This is a genomic window from Shewanella sp. 30m-14 (assembly GCF_052977125.1).
In genome coordinates this window covers 18,601-40,850 of sequence record NZ_JBRILW010000020.1, presented here as the reverse complement: position 1 = coordinate 40,850, position 22,250 = coordinate 18,601, and the positions used below count along the sequence as shown (strand labels likewise).

Annotated in this window: 16 protein-coding genes; 2 read left to right on the top strand and 14 right to left on the bottom strand. The window is 44.5% G+C overall.

Annotation, left to right across the window (positions count from 1 at the left end; all coding sequences use genetic code 11):
- Positions 1 to 88 precede the first annotated feature (88 nt).
- The 11 genes from ACVBIU_RS14730 to ACVBIU_RS14680 all read right to left on the bottom strand — a co-directional run bounded on the left by ACVBIU_RS14730 (position 89) and on the right by ACVBIU_RS14680 (position 16,510).
- Positions 89 to 2,173 carry a hypothetical protein gene (locus ACVBIU_RS14730; RefSeq protein ID WP_447164134.1) on the bottom strand — a complete coding sequence of 695 codons (2,085 nt, stop codon included), beginning with the start codon at positions 2,171 to 2,173 and terminating at the stop codon, positions 89 to 91.
- 189 nt (positions 2,174 to 2,362) lie between these two features.
- Positions 2,363 to 3,241 (bottom strand): helix-turn-helix domain-containing protein, encoded by an 879-nt coding sequence (locus ACVBIU_RS14725; RefSeq protein ID WP_447164133.1) that lies wholly within the window; start codon positions 3,239 to 3,241, stop codon positions 2,363 to 2,365.
- A 250-nt stretch (positions 3,242 to 3,491) separates the two neighbouring features.
- Positions 3,492 to 5,522 (bottom strand): DNA topoisomerase III, encoded by a 2,031-nt coding sequence (locus ACVBIU_RS14720; RefSeq protein WP_447164132.1) that lies wholly within the window; start codon positions 5,520 to 5,522, stop codon positions 3,492 to 3,494.
- Between the two features lie 349 nt (positions 5,523 to 5,871).
- Entirely contained in the window at positions 5,872 to 7,386 is a 1,515-nt protein-coding gene (gene purF / locus ACVBIU_RS14715; protein WP_447164131.1) for an amidophosphoribosyltransferase, read from the bottom strand.
- 98 nt (positions 7,387 to 7,484) lie between these two features.
- Positions 7,485 to 7,973, bottom strand: a complete 489-nt coding sequence (locus tag ACVBIU_RS14710) for a CvpA family protein (RefSeq protein ID WP_447162044.1) — start codon at positions 7,971 to 7,973, stop codon at positions 7,485 to 7,487.
- A gap of 115 nt (positions 7,974 to 8,088) precedes the next feature.
- Positions 8,089 to 8,682 carry an SPOR domain-containing protein gene (locus tag ACVBIU_RS14705; RefSeq protein WP_447164130.1) on the bottom strand — a complete coding sequence of 198 codons (594 nt, stop codon included), beginning with the start codon at positions 8,680 to 8,682 and terminating at the stop codon, positions 8,089 to 8,091.
- Positions 8,675 to 9,967: a bifunctional tetrahydrofolate synthase/dihydrofolate synthase gene (folC, locus tag ACVBIU_RS14700; protein ID WP_447164129.1), complete on the bottom strand. Its 1,293-nt coding sequence runs from the start codon at positions 9,965 to 9,967 to the stop codon at positions 8,675 to 8,677. The genes ACVBIU_RS14705 and folC overlap by 8 nt, the downstream gene beginning before the upstream one ends.
- A 75-nt stretch (positions 9,968 to 10,042) precedes the next feature.
- Positions 10,043 to 10,828, bottom strand: a complete 786-nt coding sequence (truA, locus tag ACVBIU_RS14695) for a tRNA pseudouridine(38-40) synthase TruA (RefSeq protein WP_447162041.1) — start codon at positions 10,826 to 10,828, stop codon at positions 10,043 to 10,045.
- Positions 10,829 to 10,992: 164 nt separating this feature from the next.
- Complete coding sequence (locus tag ACVBIU_RS14690; RefSeq protein ID WP_447164128.1) at positions 10,993 to 14,181, bottom strand: FimV/HubP family polar landmark protein; 3,189 nt, start codon at positions 14,179 to 14,181, stop codon at positions 10,993 to 10,995.
- Positions 14,182 to 14,360: 179 nt separating this feature from the next.
- On the bottom strand, positions 14,361 to 15,377 hold the full coding sequence (locus ACVBIU_RS14685) for an aspartate-semialdehyde dehydrogenase (RefSeq protein ID WP_447162039.1): 1,017 nt from the start codon (positions 15,375 to 15,377) through the stop codon (positions 14,361 to 14,363).
- Positions 15,378 to 15,379: 2 nt separating this feature from the next.
- Positions 15,380 to 16,510 (bottom strand): 4-phosphoerythronate dehydrogenase, encoded by a 1,131-nt coding sequence (locus tag ACVBIU_RS14680; protein ID WP_447164156.1) that lies wholly within the window; start codon positions 16,508 to 16,510, stop codon positions 15,380 to 15,382.
- Positions 16,511 to 16,831: 321 nt separating this feature from the next.
- Here ACVBIU_RS14680 and ACVBIU_RS14675 point away from each other — a divergent pair, with 321 nt between their 5' ends.
- On the top strand, positions 16,832 to 17,002 hold the full coding sequence (locus tag ACVBIU_RS14675; protein WP_447164127.1) for a hypothetical protein: 171 nt from the start codon (positions 16,832 to 16,834) through the stop codon (positions 17,000 to 17,002).
- Positions 17,003 to 17,513: 511 nt separating this feature from the next.
- Here ACVBIU_RS14675 and ACVBIU_RS14670 read toward each other — a convergent pair.
- Together ACVBIU_RS14670 and ACVBIU_RS14665 are read right to left on the bottom strand one after the other, a co-directional pair.
- Complete coding sequence (locus ACVBIU_RS14670) at positions 17,514 to 18,443, bottom strand: ornithine cyclodeaminase family protein (RefSeq protein ID WP_447164126.1); 930 nt, start codon at positions 18,441 to 18,443, stop codon at positions 17,514 to 17,516.
- A 1-nt stretch (position 18,444) separates the two neighbouring features.
- Positions 18,445 to 19,611, bottom strand: coding sequence for a DSD1 family PLP-dependent enzyme (locus tag ACVBIU_RS14665; protein WP_447162036.1), 1,167 nt, complete (start codon positions 19,609 to 19,611; stop codon positions 18,445 to 18,447).
- 146 nt (positions 19,612 to 19,757) lie between these two features.
- On the opposite strand from ACVBIU_RS14665, the gene ACVBIU_RS14660 reads away from it, so the two are divergent.
- On the top strand, positions 19,758 to 20,720 hold the full coding sequence (locus ACVBIU_RS14660; RefSeq protein ID WP_447164125.1) for a LysR substrate-binding domain-containing protein: 963 nt from the start codon (positions 19,758 to 19,760) through the stop codon (positions 20,718 to 20,720).
- Positions 20,721 to 20,896: 176 nt separating this feature from the next.
- On the opposite strand, the gene fabB is transcribed toward ACVBIU_RS14660, so the two are convergent.
- Positions 20,897 to 22,108 (bottom strand): beta-ketoacyl-ACP synthase I, encoded by a 1,212-nt coding sequence (gene fabB / locus ACVBIU_RS14655; RefSeq protein WP_447162034.1) that lies wholly within the window; start codon positions 22,106 to 22,108, stop codon positions 20,897 to 20,899.
- Positions 22,109 to 22,250: the final 142 nt, after the last annotated feature.

Genomic DNA, 22,250 nt, shown 5'->3' with positions numbered 1-22,250 from the left:
GCTTGAGTCAATAGAGTCGAAGGGGAGTGCAAAGCCTTATGGTGATGAGGTTAAGTCATTACGACTTAACCTCATCTGTTTACCGTCTTTATAGGCTAACGCTGATAGGTGATTGTCCGTCCCAGTTAATCTGCTGCAACTCACCTTGCTGCTGCTCAATGGTGATGCTAAAGCCTTTATCTGCGTCTTGAACACGACTCACACAGACATCGAAATTACTCTCAAACGCGCGAATATGCTTCAAGCACATATTATTCCAGCCTGAAGGTAAATAAGGCGCGACGTCAAAACGTTTAAAGCCTGTTGGCTCAATACCAAAAATCCCCTCAGTGACGACTCGAGCATAGAGCGCACTCTCAGCAGATAGATGGCGCTGATCACCTTCAGGCCAAGCTTCTACGGCGTAAGGTACATGCTCGCCGAGCAAACGCTTACGTGAATAATACTTAAAGTAGCGCATTGCCGTATCGGTCTCTTGAGCCGCAAAAATACCTCTAAACGCATAGAGTGTTGCTCTATCCCAGAAAGTCTTATTGCCCGCCTCACTGTAGATCCCATCTTCACTCCACAGCTGCTCCGATAATACCGCCGCTAAGGTTTGATCTTTGCGGTCAAAAATTCCAAATGAAAATGGCAGTGCAATCCAAGCTCTTAACTTGTCGTTACCTTGATAGTATTGGTAAGTATCGAAGCCTTGAACATTTGCACCGAAGTAAGTTTCGATATCTTGTGCCAGCTTCTTGGCTCGTAACTGGTAGTCTGTGGCAATCGCTGTACGCCCAAGCTCCTCATTTAAATAACTCGATGAGATCAGCGCGCCGTAAGTCAGCATATTGGTACTTAGGTTAACATCACCTGCTGGGAATCGCCCTTCTAGCTCGTCGCTATCCGATGCAATCACCCCCTCGCTTGTTTGCTTGCCGTAACTAAAGTCGATACACCAATCGATTAAAGGCAGTAGCGCCCTAGCTTGCTCTTCATCGCCATAAGCCAGTGCAAATCGACTTGCACCATAAGCGATCATCGCACAGTCTCCTCTATCGCCAGCGCCGTTCCAGATATCATCCCCCTCGGCAATAATAGAAGATGGAATGGCTGTGCCGTCATCATTCATAAAGCGAGCAAAATGCTCGAAACTATTAATTGCCGATTCATTACCGACTGCATTGCCTAAAAATGGAAAGAACGGGTTGATATATTCAGCCTGATCGTTAGCCCAGATAGCGGCGTAATAGCGACCGCCTCCTGGCGCATGCATCAAACCACCCTTAGTTCTAAAAATGGATTCTGCGCTACGAATTTTGGCGAACTCAAACATCTTGTTGATGTTTTCATCGGGGGTGACTAATTGAAGGTTGTTATTCAAGCTCGTCACATAGTCTTGACGCAGTTCAAGTTCTCTTGCGGCATCAAACTCGCGATTTTGCCCAGCTTTAGTGGCTTTGAATTCTAGGTAAACCGTTAATGTCTCACCCGCTGCTAATTCAAATACTCCGGATTTGTCACTAGCCGCTTCTATACGATAACGACCATATACCCCATTTTCAGCTGGAGTCTCAACGCGATAATCGAGCTCGCCAATGCTCAGTTTTACGCTTTCATTGCTAGTATTACCAAAGGTCAAGGCTTCAACCATTACTGGCTGAGTCGTACTTGGTGACAAGATACGAGTCAACTCAACACCTTCAGCAATAAGGCTTGTCAGCGACAGGCGCCCATCGATACGAGCCTGTTTAAGCTTCTCTTGCGTAATACTCTGCTCATTAACGGTAATAGACGGCGAAACAGATAACGGAAAATCATGAATAAGACTCGCATGAGTATCATTTGGAATGGTGCGCAGCATAGGCCACACCAGCTTTCGCGTTAAGCTCAAGTTCCCGTTAACATCGCTGCCATAATAGATAATGGCAGATGTTTGTTCGCCACTCATCTCGATATGATCTTCATGGCTATCTTGTACATCCCAAACCAAACCATTGTCAGTTAACTGCCAGCGGTCCGTTAAGGTCGCGGCTAAGCCATTTAACACTTTGTTGTCTTGTACTTGCGCAGCTGCGGGCAATACGTCAGGTTGTCGTTCAACATTCGCATTACTTGCAGTTTGAGAGTCATTGGAACAGGCAGATAATATGGCAATAGCACAGGCTGAGGTGATAAATAGCTTTTTCATAAAACTCTCGTATGTTTTGCGTTATTCAAGTCAGTTTATTATTCGTTACTGCCATCAAAATTTTGAATCAAAATCTGTAGACCATTAAAAATAATAAAGAAGTTATTGAAACTGATTGAAACTGATTGAAACACGAACACTCTCAAGTTCGCTTACGAGAAAGTCGTAAAGCCTTCCTAAAAAATCACCTCAGCCACTCACCTTACGACGGAACTCTAACGGTGACATGGCAAATTCGCGCTGAAAAATATCGTAAAAACGGCTAACCGAGCCAAAACCTGCCTCCAGAGCAATATTAAGCACAGGGCTTTGGGTATCAATAAGTAGTGCTTGAGCGTGCTGTAGCCTAAGCTGATTAATGTATTGCTTAATCGACACTTTCATCACCCGATTAAATAACTTCATCGCGTAGTTTTTATGCAAACCCGTTGAGCTTGAAACATTTTCAATTGTAATTTTTTGATCGTAGTTATCGGCAATATAACGCAACATGGTTTGAATATGGTTTAGGCCACCAAATACAGGCCTATCCTCACGTTTACTCACTTTATTGGCTAAATCATAGGTGCTGTACTGCTCGATTGACATGCGACGAATGCGGCCGCGGATCTCATTAATCACTTGGCTAGTCAACAGCGGCTCATTTCGCTTAATGTCGGTTTCCCAGATCTGTGTTAACTGCTTGTCACAAGCATATAAACTGTCAGACACAATGACCTCGCCATGCAGCAGCTGGCTAACAAAGGTGCTAGGCAGCATCCAAGTGAGAAAAGATTGTAAAGGGATATAGATGTTAACCAACTCGCCTTCTCCGCGAGAAGCGGTCATTTGGTGGGGAAATGACGCCCAAAAGATAATCATACGTCCCTCTGGGACAGTGATTTCTTGGCCGTTAATTAAATAGTCAGCAGAACAATCAAACAGGTAATTAATTTCAATGTGGCCATGCCAATGGCTGTGCTCCATCACAGCAGGCTGTTTACGGTGAAAGCCAAACTGCGTATCTTGCGCCTGCACCGTTAAGGGGCTCGCCTCATTAAAAGCAATTTTTTCAACCCAATCAAACATCTGCCTAACCTCATGACCACTGTTAAAAGCCAAGCTAACCCATAGGTCTTAGTTACACAATTGAAAGTTACTAAACAAGATATCAAGCTGATGATTTAGGAATACAGTTTAAACAAATAGTTTAGGAATATGGCTTGGGAATAAGTAAGTTATAACTTGCTTTAACCTTATTCCAATCTGCTTAGCTTTGCGCCACTCCATACTTAAGTACAATGCTTCAAAAGAGTCGATGCCCTCAATAAAGCCTCTATCACTTACTAGTAGGGGCTCTCTTACTCGTACTTGTTTTTTTAGTCGGCGTTTTTCTAACGGCAGATGATTTAGATGTAGCAGCCTTTTTTGCGCTATAACGACGTTTTTTAAAGCCGTTATCCGGCGACTGAACCCCTTGTAAAGAAGTCGGTAACTGTGAGCCCGCTTGCTCAATCAAGCCTTGTAAGGAGCTCACTAAGGGATCCATAAAATTCTGATACTTGGCTTCTTTACGGCTGATGGCATCGAGGTTATTTTCCCACAGCGCGGTCATATCAGGCGTTGTCGCGCTTTGCGGTAAGCTGTTAATTAAGCCTTTGCCCACCTCGGTAGCCAAAATGGATTTACCTTGGCGGGTTAGATAATTGCGCTTAAAAAGTAGCTCTATTATGCCAGCACGCGTCGCTTCAGTGCCTAAGCCGTCGGTGTCTTTTAAGATTTTCCGGATTTCATTATCGGTGACATAGCGGCTGATCCCCGTCATTGCCCCCAGTAAAGTCGCATCGGTAAAATGCTTTGGGGCTTGGGTGTTTTTTTCTAATAACTCGCCACGCTCGCACAGCAGAACTTGGCCCTCTTTAAGCGCTGGGATATTGGCAAGATGTTCGCCATCTTCGGTCTGCGATTTATCACTCGAGCTTCCGCTATCTTGTTTCTGATTGGCAGATTGCTTAAGTAACTGCTTCCAGCCTAGCGCAGCTTCCTGTTTGGCCTTGGTTTTAAATAAGCCACCGGCAATGATGATCTCAACTTGAGTCTCTTTATACAAATAAGCCGGATAAAACTGCATCAAGTACTGACGCGCAACTTGCAAATACAACTGTTTCTCAGCCTGGTTAAGGCTAGATAGATTGGCCGTTTTTTCGGTTGGCACAATCGCATGGTGGGCATCAACTTTTTTGTCGTTCCACGCCTTTGATTTGAGCTTGGCATTTGGCTCATCACAGCCAGACAATAGCTCACTCGCACCACTTAATACTGCGCGAATAACACTCGGCGCTAACCCATGTTGCTCAACAGGCAGATAGCGGCTGTCAGAGCGTGGATAGGTGATAAGCTTATGTTTTTCATATAACGACTGGCAGGTATCGAGCACTGACTTTGCGCTCATACCAAAGCGTTTAGCCGCATCAATCTGTAGCGCCGATAAACTATAAGGCAAGGGAGCATTTTGCTTCTTGTCTTGAGCTATCACCTTTTCTACCAAGGCACTTTGGCCGTTGATACGCCCGACAACGTTTTGCGCCAAACCTTTTGCCAGTACCCGTCCCTCTTCATCCATATAGGGCTGACACGCTTCACTCGGTTGCCATTTTGCACTGAATCGATCTTGGTTATCGGTCGCTAAATGCGCTAACACTTCATAAAAGGGCTTAGACACAAACTCAGCAATTTCAACATCACGGCGTACCACAAGCCCAAGTACCGGCGTTTGTACCCGTCCCACTGACAGCACACCTTGGTAACCCACTTTTCGGCCTTGGATTGTATAGGCTCGGGTCATATTCATGCCATAGAGCCAATCGGCGCGAGAACGCGCTAGCGCTGAAGTTGATAGGGGAATAAACTCACGGTTAGAGCGCAATTGCCCTAATGCTCTTGTTACCGCTTGAGGATTTAAATCGCTTATCAACAAACGCTGAGCTTGTTGTAACTTTGCGCCTTTAACACCTAAGTGCGCGATAATTTCATCAACCAGCAACTGCCCTTCTCTATCAGGATCGCCCGCGTTAACTAACTGAGTCGCCTCTTTAACAAGCCCACGTAGCACGGCAATTTGTCCGCGCATTTTAGCTTTAGGCTTCATCTTCCAGTTATCTGGTACGATTGGCAGGTGCTCAAACTTCCATGACTTGTATTCAGGCGAATACGCATCAGGCTCTGCTTGTTCAAGCAAATGACCCACGCACCAGGAGACACAATCCCCATTTGCGGCGCGAATAAACCCGTCACCTTTCTTTAAAGGCTTAGGCAATACATCGGCAATGGCTCTACCAAGGCTGGGTTTTTCGGCAATATATAAGATCATCTACGGGACTAGGATTACTGTATAAATTAACAGTAACTGTACCTTGAAGCTGTAAGCGGTGCAAACGAAACTCTTAAAGCAGAGTGTATTAATCGTTCAAAACCATTCATTTGCTCAAAGAGTGTTACACTTTTTGAGAACGGCTCTCATTAAGCGTTTTAATTTCAATTGTTATTTTAAGGGTTAACGTTGTGCTTATCCCCATCAGGAGCTGTCACACTCTCAGACATGGACATGGACATGGACATGAGCATGAGCATGAGCATAGACATCGTCTATCATCGTTATCAATTAAGGCTGAAAACAAAAAAGCCGAGCGGTTGCTCGGCTTTTTTATATCGCATCTAGCTTAAGGATGACAAACGTTATGCATCTCTAAATTAGTGCCAATATCTTTACTACGATTTGCCTTAGCATCATCGTTACGCAACTGCGTGATGTAATCTAAGTATTCTTGATTTACATCGTTAGTCACATACTTACCGTCAAATACTGACGTTTCAAAACGCTTAATTGAAGGGTTTTGTTGACGTACAGCTTCAATCAAATCTGGTAATGATTGGAAGATCATCCCATCAGCACCAATCAAATTGTTGATCTCTTCAACATCACGACCGTGAGCAATCAATTCATTTGTGGTTGGCATATCGATGCCGTACACGTTAGGGAAACGAATTTCAGGTGCTGCTGAGGCGAAGTAGACCTTTTTCGCGCCGGCGTCACGTGCCATCTCGATGATCTGTTCTGAAGTGGTACCACGAACAATTGAGTCATCAACTAATAATACGTTCTTGCCTTTAAACTCGGCATTTATCGCGTTAAGTTTACGGCGCACAGACTTCTTACGCTCTTGTTGCCCAGGCATGATAAAGGTACGGCCGATATAGCGGTTCTTAACAAAACCTTGGCGGTAAGGCAGATCCATATGACGCGCGATTTCAAGTGCGATATCGCATGACGTCTCAGGAATGGGGATCACGACATCGATATCATGATCTTCCCACTCTTTGTTAATCTTCTCACCCAGCATGGTTCCCATATTGACACGGCTGCTATAAACAGAAATGTTATCAATCGTAGAGTCTGGACGAGCAAAATAAACGAATTCGAAAATACAAGGAGAGTAGCTTGGCGAGTGGGCACACTGCCGGGTATAAAGCTCACCATCAAGAGTGATGTATACCGCTTCACCCGGTGCGACATCACGCATGACCTCAAAGCCTACTGCGTCTAATGCCACGCTTTCAGAGGCAACCATGTATTCAGTACCCGTTGGTGTTTCATGCTTACCTAGCACTAACGGACGAATACCAAATGGATCTCTAAATGCAACTAAACCTTGGCCAATAATCATGGCAACAACCGCATAAGCCCCACGAGTCAGCTCATGCACCTTAGTCACAGCGTTAAACACTTCTTCAGCGTTAAGATCGTCTGTAGTGGTTTGCTGCAGTTCATCGGCGAGTAAGTTAAGTAACACTTCTGAGTCTGAAGTGGTATTAACATGACGGCGCTGCTTCAATAAACGCTCATGCAGCTCAACCGTATTGGTCAAGTTACCATTGTGCGCTAATGAAATACCAAATGGAGAGTTAACATAAAACGGCTGAGCTTCAGAAGCACTCGAGCTTCCTGCCGTTGGGTAACGAACGTGACCGATGCCAGCATTACCTTGCAGGCGCTGCATATGCTTTGGTTCAAAAACGTCTTTCACCAAACCATTCGCTTTACGTAATCTAAACGCACTTCCATCGACGGTCACAATGCCAGCAGCATCCTGTCCACGATGCTGGAGCACAGTCAGTGCATCATAAATGGTTTGATTAACCGATGACTGGCCAACTATTCCGACAATACCACACATGGGTAAGCTTCCTCATTATAAGATGTTCTATTATTTAATATTTTTGCTTTATGTGAGTATAAATACTCACATAAAGCCAAGTAATGCTTTAGTGCATTTTATATTTTGGGTACAAAGCTTGAGGTGTTTTCCACGTAGTCAAAGAACCACTGGATCACAACTCCAAATTCGGGCACGAGTGTAGAATCTTGCCACCAATCTGTGTTGGGTGCTCCGGTAAAAGCATCCATAAAAAACAGTAACGCGCTCACGATTAATGCGCCTCTTAGCGCACCAAAACATAAGCCGAGCACTCTATCTGTGCCTGACAATCCGGTTTTAGAAACCAATTGGCCAATTAGGTAGTTAACGAGAGCACCAAGGATGAGCGTTGATACGAACAGAATGGCTATCGCCACGCCATTTCGAACCATTTCATCTTGCATCTGAGTCAGATGCGTAGCGAGTTTGAGGTAAAACTGGCTGGCAATAAAAAAAGCAGCAAACCAAACGACAAGAGACATGGCCTCTTTTACAAAACCACGGACCAAACTAATCAGAGTTGATAGTCCGATAACAATAATGATGGCGTAATCAATCCAAACCATTTAAGAGGTAATCCAGCATAGGGTTTAAGACGGCGCGATTCTATCAGAGACAGAGTTATTTCTCACGCTTTCACGGCGAAATAACTTTTTCTCAAACAAAGACAATCACGATTTATTATTTCTCGACGGGGTTATAAGCAACCACTCGGCCTTTTAACTGCGTCAGCTTTTCGATATCACGCTGCATACGGTTAAGCTTATCTTTTGACATATTAGGCCCAACGAACACTTTGGTTAATTGGCCATCTATGGGTTTAGTCGGCAACGTGTAGGCGGTAAACCCTTTATCGCGAAGACGGTTAACCAGCCCTTTCACGTTAGCTGCATTGTTAAAACTGCCCAACTGAATCGTCCAAGCAGCCTTAGGCTTTTCTGTACTGTTAGACTCTAGCTTAGGCGTTGTTTTAACCTGTGCTGTTGCCTTAGCTACAACCGCTTTGACCGGTTCGTCCTCCTCAGCAATGTGCCAAGAAGCGTCGCCGGATGATCCCGTATCTTGCGCTGCTTGCTGAGTGTTCTGACCCAAATCGACCGTTTCGATATTCTGCTCCGGCAAGTGACTCTCTTGGATCTCGGGTCTAAGGGGAATTTCAGCAAACTGCTCTTCTTCGCGCTGTTTTTTACCGTCCAAAATATCGGGTAAAAATATCACCCCTAATGCCACAATCACAATGACACCCACAAGACGGTTTTGAAATTGACTAGACAAGACTTTCTCCCTTAAACAAATCTTTAAAACCTGCAACAGTGTAAAATGAGCCAAATACAATTACCACATCTTCACTCTGCAATTGCGCTCGAAGCGCATTCCAGGCCAGACTCATGTTGGTAAACGTTGAAGCTTGTACTTGTATCTGTGCAGGCAGGCAGGCTTTCAAGTTTGCAGCAGTAGCTCCCCGCGGCACAGACAGATCACACAGGAACCACTGATCAACATCTGCTGATAGTTCCTGTAACACCGAGCGCACATCCTTGTCTTTTAACATGCCACATAGCGCAATTAACCGCCCCTTGGGCATGGCAGCTAAACGTGAGCTTAAATAACGTGCCGCATGGGGGTTATGTGCGACATCAACAATCACTCGTGGTGAATCGTTGAGCTGCTCTAATCGTCCTGCAAGTTGGGTCTCTCCCACTGCTTTAGCAATAATATCAGCAGAAATCGGTGGGCAAAGATGCTCAAGTACCGCAATAACCGTGGCCGCATTGGGCTGAGGTAAAAATGGCAGTGGTAACTTGGTTAAATCGAAATGCTGACCTTGATAATGCCAATCGTGGTCGCTGCATTGGTAACTGAAATCCTCATTAACCCGATACACTATGGCACCGATATGATTAGCCACTTCGATAAGAGAAGCCGGACAGTCAGGTTCACCCACGATTGCTGGGCGGTTTGCTCTGAATATACCCGCTTTTTCTGCACCCACGAGCTCTCTCGTATCACCGAGGTACTCTTGATGATCTAAATCGATTGAGGTCACTACCGCAATATCGGCATCGATAATGTTGGTGGCATCGAGTCGACCGCCTAGCCCAACTTCTAGCAATACCACATCAAGCTTGGCAGCTTTAAACAGGTATAAACCGGCTAGAGTTGCGTACTCAAAGAAGGTTAATGAGATCTCAGCGCGGGCGGTTTCTATCGCTTCAAATGCATTAACCAGCGCAGCATCTGTCGCATCAAGGCCATTGATCCGCACGCGTTCATTATAATTAAGCAGATGAGGAGAGCTGTATACGCCCACGGTTTTTCCTGACAACTGCAATGCAGCTTCAATCATGGCGCAGGTGGTGCCCTTGCCATTCGTGCCTGCCACAGTGACGACCTTGGTCTCACCTAAATCGGTTAAGCCCATGCGTTTGGCAACCTGCGACACACGCCCAAGGCCCATATCAATCTCGGTTGGATGAATCGCTAATAAAAAGTCTAACCAGTTACTCAACGCAGCACCTGACTTGGGTGCCACCGGCTTTAATGTGTCTTGTTCAATCACAAACTTTTATCCATTTAAAACGTATAAGACCCAGACCTTCACCGTTAAGATTGTCCTTAACCCCATAAATAATGCTTAGTCCAACATAAATAATGGGCCAAGTGCCAACTTAGGTAATTGATAGCTTTCAGGGTAAGTGACATCGACTAAATACAGACCATTAGGTTTAGCTGTTGCCGCCGCTTTATTTCTGTCTTTAAGTGCTAACAGTTGCTCAATCCACTCCATGGGTTGATTACCTAAGCCCACCTCTAATAGCGAGCCGACAATGTTACGCACCATGTGATGCAGGAATGCATTCGCCTTGATATCAACGCAGATATACATGCCTTGACGGCTAACGTTGACCTCATGCACACAGCGAAACGGCGTGTTAGACTGACATTGCACGGCTCTAAAGCTGGTAAAATCTTGTTCGCCAAGTAGATACTGCGCCGCTTGGTGCATTTTGGCTTCATCGATATTACCAGGATAATGGCTCACACCACTGCGCAAAATACCTGGGCGAAGTTGGTGATTATAAATCATGTAACGGTAACGTCTTGCCGTTGCAGTAAAACGTGCATGAAATTCATCATCAACGACTTTTACCCAGCGCACTGCAATATTGTCAGGTAGGTTGACATTCACGCCAAGTGTCCAAGCGGTATCTTTACGCACGGCATTGGTTTCAAAGTGCACCACTTGCCCGGTGGCATGAACCCCTGCGTCAGTACGGCCAGCACATTGCACCGCTATAGGCTCATTAGCAACGATTGAAAGCGCTTTTTCTAGCCGCTCTTGAACAGTATCCACTTCGGCCTGACGTTGCCATCCGAAATATTGACTACCATCGTACTCTATACCTAGCGCAACCCGCATCCCACACCTCTATAACTCGGTTAAACTGCTATTCGACCGCCCACTGTGTTTTAGCGAACTGATCGGATAAACGAAATCTTTTAATAGGCGGCGATTCTAACATACTCGAGGCAAACGATAAGTATAAAAAAGGCGCCAAAGGCGCCGTTTTTTATTGCGGTGGTTTACACCAACTCGTTAAGTAACCCCATGGCTTCAGCCTGTTGTCGGTCATTGCCATCAAGCTCAACTTCTTTTAGCAGTGCTCGTGCACTATCATTGTCATCGATTTCGATGTAAGCCCGGGCTAGATCTAACTTGGCATTAACCGAGTTTTCTTCATCATCGACATCAACCATAGGTGAGTTACCCATTAGAGAGTCTAACTCGCCCATGTCGACATCCAATTCTTTATAAAGATCGGTATCACCGCTATCTTCATCGGCCTCGCTTAGAAGCATATCAATATCGATAAAACCATTATCTTTTTGGAAAGTGGTTAAGTCGTGCATCGCGACGGCACTTTTTGCTGAAGACTTTTCGCCTAAATCTTTATCACCTAGCTTATTAACATCTAGTTCATTATCATCTAGCTCTTTAACGCCAAGTTCCTCAGCATCGAGCGCTGCCAATGCTTCATCAACGGTCATCTTAGAGTCGTCAAGTGAGAATGCGTCATCATCTTCAGTGAGATCAAGATTTTGATCTTGTGAATCGCCTTCGGCGGCCAAACGACTCAATAGCTCATCATCAGATAGTTGGGCGGACGCTGAAAGCGCTAGGGCTTCGTCAGCGGCATCGCTTTGATTAGCAATACTTTCCCAATCTAACGTGTTTGCCTCTGTCTTTTTGTCACCTTTAAGATCATCGAAGAAGCCGCTTTCTTTTTCGCTCTTTACTACTGCGGTTTCTAGTTCAGATACAAGATCGGATTTAATATCAGTTATAACGTCAGGCTCAACGTCAACTTCAGGCAAAGTAAACTCAAGCATATCGTCTGCTTTGCTTTCAGATACTTTCCTTTCAGATGCTTTAGTAACCGCGGTATCAGCATCTGCATCAAGGTTATCGCTATCTGACTTAAGTGCAGCCAAGCCCATCCCAACAGTGCTTTGCGCGCTTGAATTTAGTCCATCAATATCAAAACCCGTTAAGTCAAAATCTAGACTATTTGAGTCCTTTGCCGTTTTCGTCAGCTCTTCAGACTGCTCAAGTTCAACGTCAGGCGCTAATGCTAGCTCTTCATCTAAATCAAGCTTAACATTTGCAGTTTGCTCTAGCTCTGACGGCGCTTCGAGATCTGCAAGCAAGGCATTAAGTTCACTGTCAAGCTCACTTTCAGGTTTCTCTTGGTCTGCATCGTCTGTGGCGGTTAAATCTAATTCTGCAGCAATTTCAAATCCAAGCTCTAGTTCTGCCGCCATCTCATCAGAAAGTGCATCGATATCAGGGATCTCATTGCTATCCTCTTGAGATCCATCATCGCCTTCAAGCTCTGCTAACAATGAATCTAGATCATCCTCTACCTCAGTATCAGTATTGAAAACGGGCTCAGTCTGCAGATTTGAACTATCAAAACCTGCAAGCAAAGCGTCAATGTCATCTTCTGCAGTATCTGTTGAACTAGGTTCTGTAGGTGTTTCGTCAATACCTGCCAATAATGCATCAATATCATCTTCAGCCGCAGTATCGGTCACAGTATTAGCATTAACTTCGGCATCAAAAGCAAAGTCTTCTTTCGTATCAAGTGCGTTGTCATCAACACTTTCACCAAAGCTTGCCAGTAATGCATCTAAATCATCTTCCGCGCTGTCAGCTGCAGTGCCTGTTTCACTTGCAGATTGAGATGAAGATTGGATTTCATCATTTGCGTTATCACTATTAAAACCTGCTAGCAGAGCATCTAAATCATCTTCTGCAGCCGTATCTGCGTTACTGCCTGACTCTAATTGAACCACCTCGCTATCATCATTATCAAAACCTGCTAGCAGAGCATCGAGATCATCATCGCTGCTGTTTGTGGCTGGCTGTTCAAAACTGTCTTCTGCAGGTACATCAAAGCCCGCAAGCAGTGAATCGAGATCGTCTTCATCAGATGATTTGGAATCGCTAATATCTGAAGAAGTGGTATTTAAATCATTAGTAGTTGCAGTGCTGTTGAATGCATCAAACTCATCAGTGTCTGTTAGATCTTGCTCCCCCATCGCCTCAGCCCATAAATCATCTAATGATTGGCCTTCGTCTTGGGAGTCTTCAACGATAATATCTTGCTCTTCGGCAAGTGCCGCCTGCACGGTAGTCGCGGCCACGGCCCCTGTTAATGGGTCGATATTAGACGCATCATCTGTATCGAGATGAACAGCTAAACCTTCGGCATCATCAGACTTATCTTCTAAAATCGCCCCTTCTGGTGCTGCACTTATAGGCTTTTCAGCAGCGTTTACATCTTGGTTCTGTTGCTCTTCAGCGTTAGCGTCATTTCTGCGTCTAATAAACAACCAAAATAGCACCACAACAAGCAATGCCGGTAAAACGCCACCTAACACCAATAACAGAGGATTATCCATTATGGTTCGCCATAGATCTGACGCTGGCTCTTGCTTTGGCACACTAAATGCTGCGAGTTGTTTCTGTTTAAGTTGTACTTCTTGATTTAGCGCTTCATTTTCAGATTTGGAGTCTTGCAGCGCTTGTTTTAATAAAGCGTTTTCTTCTTTAAGCTGATTTATTTCATCTTGAAATGCTGCCGTATCAGACGAACCAACAACAATCTCATCGCTCGCTCGTGCTAACTCATCGGTTAGTTCTAGATTTTTAGCTTGAATCGCTTCCATCTGCCTAGTTAAGGCTTCAACCTCGGCCGATAAATCTGCAATTAATGGATTAGGCTTCACAGAAACCGGTGTTTTAGCGACCACGCTCGGTTGAGGGCTTTCTATCTTTGCAGCCACCGTTTTTGGCGCAATGCTAGGTTTAGCCCCTGATGGTGACCACTTTCGATCGTTACGTTCGGCGCGAGCCTTAGCATCTGCTTGAGAGGTTTGCTGTATCACAGCTTTATTTGGCACCAGCAAAATCATGCCGCGCTCTAAACTGTTATAGTTTTTGCTAGAAAAAGCATGAGGGTTGGCGTCATATAACGCTGACATAACCTGGTAAACAGTAACGCTATTGTCTGGCTTAACCGCCTGAGCGATACTCCAAAAAGTATCTTGCGAGGTTGTTGGACCATATTGACGAATGCTTTGCTTTACTTGGCCATCTGGCCCTGTAATTTTTAATGGCTCAGCAGCAACTGAATTAATCGAAGGGGCAGCAATAGCCACTATCCCCGTGGCTATTAAGCCGACAAGATGCGAAGTGCGAAAGTTCATCAATCCTTCCCTTTAAAGCACGCTGGTGTCACCACCCTGGTGACGAGCTTTAGGCAATTGTATTTATTAAGATTACTATAAACTAGAATCCGCTGCCCTGCTACTGTTCACATCTTTAAAACATAAAAAGCCCGCATTGTGCGGGCTTTTTATTCAGCAAAGCATCGTTAATCTAAAAATTAATAATAATCTCTAATCAATACTTCAGCGATTTGAACACTGTTAAGTGCCGCACCTTTACGGATGTTATCTGATACAACCCAAAGGTTTATACCGTTTTCATGAGAGATATCTTTTCTCACTCGGCCAACATAAACAGGATCGGTTCCAGCACCTTCGGTGATGGCTGTTGGATACTCATCATCGGTATCAAATAGTTCAACACCTTCTGCACCACGTAATACCGATTTAACATCTTCGGCGTCAGCAGGTTGTAGTGTTTCTAAATGAATCGCTTCAGAGTGACCGTAAAATACCGGAACGCGAACAGCCGTTGGGTTTACAACGATGTTGTCATCACCAAATATCTTTTGCGTTTCCCACACCATTTTCATCTCTTCTTTGGTGTAGCCGTTGTCCATAAACTTATCAATTTGTGGCAATACGTTAAACGCAATTTGCTTCGAGTAAGTCTTTGGCTCAACCGGTAAACCTTGTAGCAGCTTCGCGCACTGACCTGCCAACTCTTCAATAGCTTGCTTGCCTGAACCCGACACAGACTGATAGGTCGCCACGTTAATACGTGAAATACCGAATGCATCATAGATAGGTTTTAGTGCAACCAACATCTGAATCGTTGAACAGTTCGGGTTGGCGATGATGTTACGATTTCTAAAGTCTGCAATCGCTTCAGGGTTTACTTCTGGGATCACCAATGGCACGTCGATGTCATATCTGAAGTGAGAGGTGTTATCAATAACAACACAGCCGTTTTCAGCAGCGATAGGCGCCCACTTAGCTGAAACGTCACCACCTGCAGAAAAGAAACCAATCTGAGCCTGTGACCAGTCAAAGGTGTCAACGTCTAAAATTTCGACCTGTTTACCGTGGAAGCTGACCGTATTACCGGCGCTGCGACTGCTGGCTAATGGAAATAAATTAGCAACCGGAAAGTTACGCTCTTCTAGGATCTCAATCATTGTTTGACCCACTGCGCCCGATGCACCTAATACGACAACATTAAATTCCTGCGACATAATTACAGCTCGACTCCTGAAAACCCTAAATTGGATAACCAATTTACATTAGTTTGCCCCGTATTGCCTACCTTTAATGCACTAAATTCACGGCGATGGGTGTGATTTTTTCTCATATGATCGAACCCTTGCTGATTTAAAAACTGTTTTCTAAATAATTGGTCATCATCGCGCAAATCGTATACAAATCTCGCAAGCTGTAACAAGGCTCTTTCATCATCAATTTGCTGCACAATAACCTGCTCACTCCAAAGCGGCGGTAATAATGATTCCATCTGCTTATCAGCGCTAATTTGCAGCACCTGGGCTAACTTTTGATACAGCATAAAAGTGCCGCGCGCTTTACCCTCTAAGGAATAACCCGCAATATGCGGCGTACAAAATTCAACATAGGCCACCAGCTCAGGCATAGGGTTAGGCTCCCCTTCCCATACATCGAGCACCACTTTTACGTCATCACGTTGTTGCTTGAACTTGATTAAAGCACGATTATCGATCACTTCACCGCGGCAACAGTTAATCAGCCAGGTATTTTCACGCAAGCTATTTAAGCGTGCCGCGTCGAACAAGTACCAGGTCTTGTGCTCGCCATTTTGAGTAATAGGTACATGCAAGCTAATCACATCACACTTTTCAATGAGTGTATCTAAGGTCACAAAATCACGGGGATCACCGCTTTGCTCTAGCAATGGGTCATTAAGTAACACTTCTATCCCATAAGCATTAAGACATTTCGCTACCGCGGTTCCAGTATTACCGGCGCCGACAATACCCACCACTTTACCTTTTAGTGGGCTATTAAAGCGCTGCGCCAACTCAAGCATGGCGATAAAGGCGAACTCCCCTACTGCTGTTGCATTACAGCCCGGTGCATTAGAAAAAGGAATGTTGCGACTGGCAAGGTAATCCAAATCGATATGATCTGTGCCTATGGTGGCGCTACCAACAAATTTAAGTTGGTTATTCTGAGCTAACAATGCTTGGTTAACCTTAGTCACTGAACGGACAAGTAACACATCGGCATCGTTAACTTGCTCAGGCGTTAACTCCCTGCCGTTTAAGGTTTCAATCGTGCCCAAATCACCAAATAACTGCTGAACATAAGGCATATTTTCATCGGCAAGGATCTTCATCGTGGTTCCTAAAAGTGTGCAGAATGTGTATGAGCTGTATTCTAACAAGATGGCAGATCCAATAGAAACAACGGATTGAAAATATGGCCATTTAACCAACTCAAGATAACGAACAGGCAAACTCTTAAGTACAATATTTTTCATATTGACTACGTACCTAATGAGTTGTTCAGCAAAGCTGACAAATGCTAGGTTAATCAATGGCAAAAATATTAAATTACTAACTAGTTTTTAAGCGAAAACGTTACTAGTGAAATTAGTGGCGTGCACGCTAAGTCATTGGTTAGATAACGACTGATTAGATAACTAAGGAATAATTGAATGATTAATGGATTAAGAAACCGGTGGAGTGATGTTGCCGAAAAAGAGAAAACAGGGCTCATGACATTAGCGGTGTTCTTTATTGGAGTATTAGTTTTAGCCGCCGGAATTAAAATTAGCTCAGCTATTGGGACGTTGATTTTGCAGCATGATGAGGTTCCCCCTCATTAAATTATCCATCGCCTTCTAACAAGCGCCGCGAATTATTACGCTATATGGGAACAGGGCAACAACGTGCTAATACGCCCCACCTTTGTCGAGTGTTAAAGGTACATGTAAGTACCAGTTTTTTTTTCAGAAAGGTATCCTCAATGAGAACCAGTTTATTATCAACGCCTAGCAGATATTATTGGGCATCCCTCCTCATGTTTTTAGGTTTGATTTATAACGTGATAGAACAGGATCTGTTTGGTTCTGCAGTCTTTTTACTCTTATCAGTCATATTTTTATCTAAAGGCTTAGTCAAAAGTAAAGCATCATCAAATAATGCAGTTTAAGTAACCCCATACCCCGTCACTTTTGACTATCGAGTGTTGCTTGGAGCTGTTGTAAAGAGCATATTAGCAATTTGAACTTCAACATTTATAGCCAATAAAAAAACCAGCAGTTCTGGGCTGCTGGTTCTTTGCGCATTTATCACAGTTTATGTTTTACTAGCTTCTAGTACTTAACTAAACCCTAGTTAATTACTTAGCTCTTCATTCAGTTCTAGCAGTTTAGCAGCAACAAATAAGTCTTGAATAGCGATGCCTGAACTATCAAAAATAGTAATCTCATCATGATTAGAGCGCCCTACGGATTGGCATGTTATGACGTGACCTATCTCTGTCACTGGTACATTTTCTGCGTGCTGAAATTCACCAATCACCTGCGACTGCGCTCGGTAGTCACAAAATAACCTTGCGTCTTGATAAAGCTCCACTGGTAACTCCTGCTTGCCGACTTTATCAGCCCCCATGGCTGAAATATGAGTGCCCGTTTTAACCCAGCGAGCCTTAAATAACGGCGCAGTGGCTGTGGTTGCGGTTACGATAATATCTGCATGTTCACAGGCATATTGAGCGCTTGCCACTTCGCAATCAGCTTGTAAGCCACTGTCTATAAGTCGTTTAACGAACTGTTCACAACCATGTTTATCACGGCCAACCACTAACACCTTTGTGATATCACGTACTTCTGCGATGGCTAATACTTCGTATTCAGCTTGATGCCCAGTACCAAAGACAGTCAACACGCTAGCATCTTCTCTTGCTAGGTAATTCACAGCAACTGCATCGGCCGCCGCGGTGCGGTAGGCATTAACTTGTGTTGCTGCAACCACAGCAACAAGTTCACCGGTTTCAGCGCTTAACAGAAATACATTGGTGCCATGGCACGGCATACTCTTAACTTGATTACCTGGCCAGTAACTACCAGTTTTCCAGCCCACCAGCGATTTGGTAGAAGCTGATTTTAATGAAAACATTGAGTCCGTTTGTGGGCCTGATGCGTTAACCACTGGAAACAGTGTTGCTTCATCTGTAGTCGCTGCGATAAACGCTTCTTTTACAGCAGAATAAGCCAGTTGATGGGTGACCAATTTTGCGGTTTGCGCTTCATTTAAATATTGCATGTTACCAGCCTTGAATTCGGTTCCAGATTTCGTATGTATCGCTTCGCGTATCAAACACATAGTAGTGCTGATGCATAGATGCTGTGGCGCAGGCATGATTAGGTAAGATATGTAATCGGCAGCCGACGGGGAAATCTTCAAGCTTAATGAGGTCATTACCTACTGTGCCAATGATGCCGTGTTCTTGATTAACAGAGATAACCTGCAGACCTTCAAGCAATGTACCATTGACTTCACAGACCAAGCCATATCCACAATCTTTGGGTTGACCCGCTGTACCACGATCAGCTGACAGTGCCATCCAGCCTGCATCAATGAACAACCAGCCCTTTTCTTTGTTATGGCCAATAACCGTTGTTACCACGCTAGCTGCAATATCGTTTAATTTACAAACCCCGATCCCAGCCATGACTAAATCGAAGAAACCATAAACGCCAGCTCTCACTTCGGTGATCCCGGTTAGGTCTTGATAGCTGTGAGCGGTAGGCGTTGAACCAATACTAACGATATCGCATGGAATTGCTGCGGCGCGAAGGTTATTGGCCGCTTTTAGCGTCATGTTAACTTCGTTGCTGGCAGCTTCTGCTAGAGACTTTTCATCGAAGCAAAGATAGGACTCCCCCGCATGAGCTAACACACCGTGAAAGCTTGCAGCTCCTTGATGGAGCAGGTTGGCGATTTCAATTAACGTAGGATCATCTGGGTGAATGCCACCTCTATGTCCATCACAGTCAACTTCGATTAATGCTGGAATGACACACGAGTGCTGCTCACAATAGCGATTAACAAACTTCGCTTGTTCTATTGTGTCGAGTAGCACTCTTACCTCGGTCCCTCTAGCAATAAGGTGAGCGATCCTTGGTAATTTGGCCTCAGATATACCGACGGCATAAACAATATTGGTATAGCCCTCAGCTGCCAGTGCCTCAGCTTCCTTTACCGTTGATACAGTAATGGCTGAACTGTTTTGCGGCAATAAGTCATTAACCGCTTCAAGTGCTCTAACGGTTTTAAAGTGCGGCCGTAATTCAGCCCCCAAACCTTCAGTCTTATCGCGTAATCGCGCTAAGTTTTTAAGCACGACCTGTTTATCAACCAGCATGAATGGCGTATCGAGAGTCTGATACTTGATCAATAATTGTGGATTTAGAATTTCATTACGTAACATGCTAATTTTCCTAATCTATCAAATAATTCATTTGTGGATATGATGCACGTGAGCGCCATCAAACCAGCAAGTAGAACAAGAGTATCCAAGAAGTACGTTTTGTTTTACATTAATACTTATTAAGATATAGATTAGGTTCAAACCAAATGATCACCACTGAAGATCTCAGGTTCATTACAGCAATTGCTAGTCACAGAACGCTAGCAGATGCCGCGCGAGCCTTAAATATCACCCCACCTTCGGTGACCCTACGACTGCAACATATTGAAAAAAAACTGTCGATTAAACTTATTCAGCGGCCGTCTCGAATCGTGAGCCTTACCGAAGAAGGGCAACTTCTACTGGATAAAGGCCTGAAAATTCTACGCGGACTCGATGAATTACAAGAGCAGCTCGATGAACTAAAGGAACATGTGTGCGGCAAGCTCAAGGTGTTAGCCCCACTAGGGTTTGGTAATGACTATATCGCCCCATTGCTTGGGGAGTATAAAGTTAAACACCCTCAATTAGATATCGAGCTTGAGTTGTCCGATAACCCGAATTGGTCGAGTCACCATAAATGGGACGTCATCATCTATATAGGTGCGCTCAATGATTCTTCATTAAAAATGATTACACTAGCAACTAATCAGAGGTTTATCTGCGCCGCTCCAACATACCTCCAGCAAATGGGCACACCGAAGGTCCCTCAAGAACTACTCAATCATAGGAGCATCGCTCTAAGGGAGAATAACGAAGATGTCACCTTGTGGCCCTTCACCAAACTTGCCGACGGCAAACATGATAATGCCAAAGTTGAAATGATTAGGATCACCCCAACACTTGCAAGCAACGAGGGGCGTGTCATTAAAGATTGGGCTATTGCAGGACTTGGCATCATTATGCGTTCTGAATGGGATGTGCAGCCGCAGATAAACAGCGGTGAACTGGTGCGCATATTGCCGGAATATTCATTACCCAACGCGAATATTGTTGCACTATTAAGTAGCCCAGAAAAGGAGCGTTCTGCGCGCATATCAGGATTTATTCAACTATTAAAACAGAGACTTAACCCGCCCCCCCTGGAAGTAATCATCCCCGATGCTGGACTGAGTTCAAAGTTTGAATAACGTTTGTATAGAGCAGTGAAAGGCTGATTGACGATTAAAGTGAGCTTACGCTCGCACTGATTGAGTCATTGTCAGTGCTGATTGTGAGCATTAGTTGCATAGCAGAAAACAAAAAAGGAAGTCTAGATACTATCTAGGCTTCCTTTTTCAATCTTTGAATAATGTGTCAGTATTGTTTACTTGTACTTACGCATTACCAAGGTTGCGTTTGTACCACCAAAACCAAAGCTATTGCTCATCACGGTATTGAGCTCTTTCTTAGTCATTTCGGTCACAATTGGCATGCCTGCAGCTTTTTCATCGACATTATCGATGTTGATGCTTGGCGCAATGAAACTACTTTCCATCATGATCAAGCTGTAAATCGCTTCGTGTGCACCAGCAGCGCCTAGTGCATGACCTGTCAGAGACTTAGTCGATGCAATAGCTGGCAAGTTATCACCAAAGGTTTCACGTAGTGCTTCAAGCTCACGCATGTCACCTACTGGAGTAGAAGTGCCGTGAGTGTTGATGTAATCGATTGGCGTGTCTACATCGGCAAGCGCCATCTGCATACAACGAACCGCACCTTCACCTGATGGAGCTACCATGTCATAACCGTCTGATGACGCGCCATAACCGATGATCTCAGCATAGATTTTTGCGCCACGTGCTAACGCGTGCTCTAGCTCTTCAACAACGACGATACCGCCGCCACCAGAGATAACAAAACCATCACGGTCTGCATCATAGGTACGAGATGCTTTCGTTGGCTCATCGTTATATTTAGTTGATAGTGCGCCCATAGCATCAAAACCCATGGTTAGCGTCCAATCGACTTCTTCAGCACCACCAGCAAACACCATATCTTGCTTACCCATTTGGATAAGTTCAGCCGCGTGGCCGATACAGTGTGCACTCGTTGCACAAGCAGAACTGATTGAGTAGTTCATGCCTTTAATCTTAAATGGCGTTGCCAAACATGCGCTGGCAGTGCTCGACATGATACGCGGCACAATATACGGGCCAACGCGCTTAACGCCTTTTTCACGTAACGTGTCTGCTGCTTGAACCTGGTTTGCTGAAGATGCGCCGCCCGTGCCTACGATAATACCGACACGTGGGTCTGAATACTGCTCTTCAACTAAACCAGCATCTTTAATCGCTTCTTGCATTGCGATGTGTGCATAGGCTGCTGCATTACCCATAAAGCGAAGTGCTTTACGGTCAATATGTTCTGATGGGTCAATCTTAATGTCGCCCCAAACATGACTACGCAGCTTCATTTCTTCAAACTGATCTGAGTGGGTAATACCACTACGACCCGCTTTTAATGATTCAGTGACTTCTTGCTTGTTGTTACCGATACTTGAGACAACGCCAAGTCCGGTGATCACGACTCTTTTCATTATTAACTTTCCATTTTGTACATCTAGTACCAATTTTGCTGCACCAATGGTATCGCTTTTCATCCATTTAAGTGGTCAGCTTTCCATAAAGAACACAAAAATAATGCTCATTATGAGACCTTACGTATAATCTTTGCCAAAA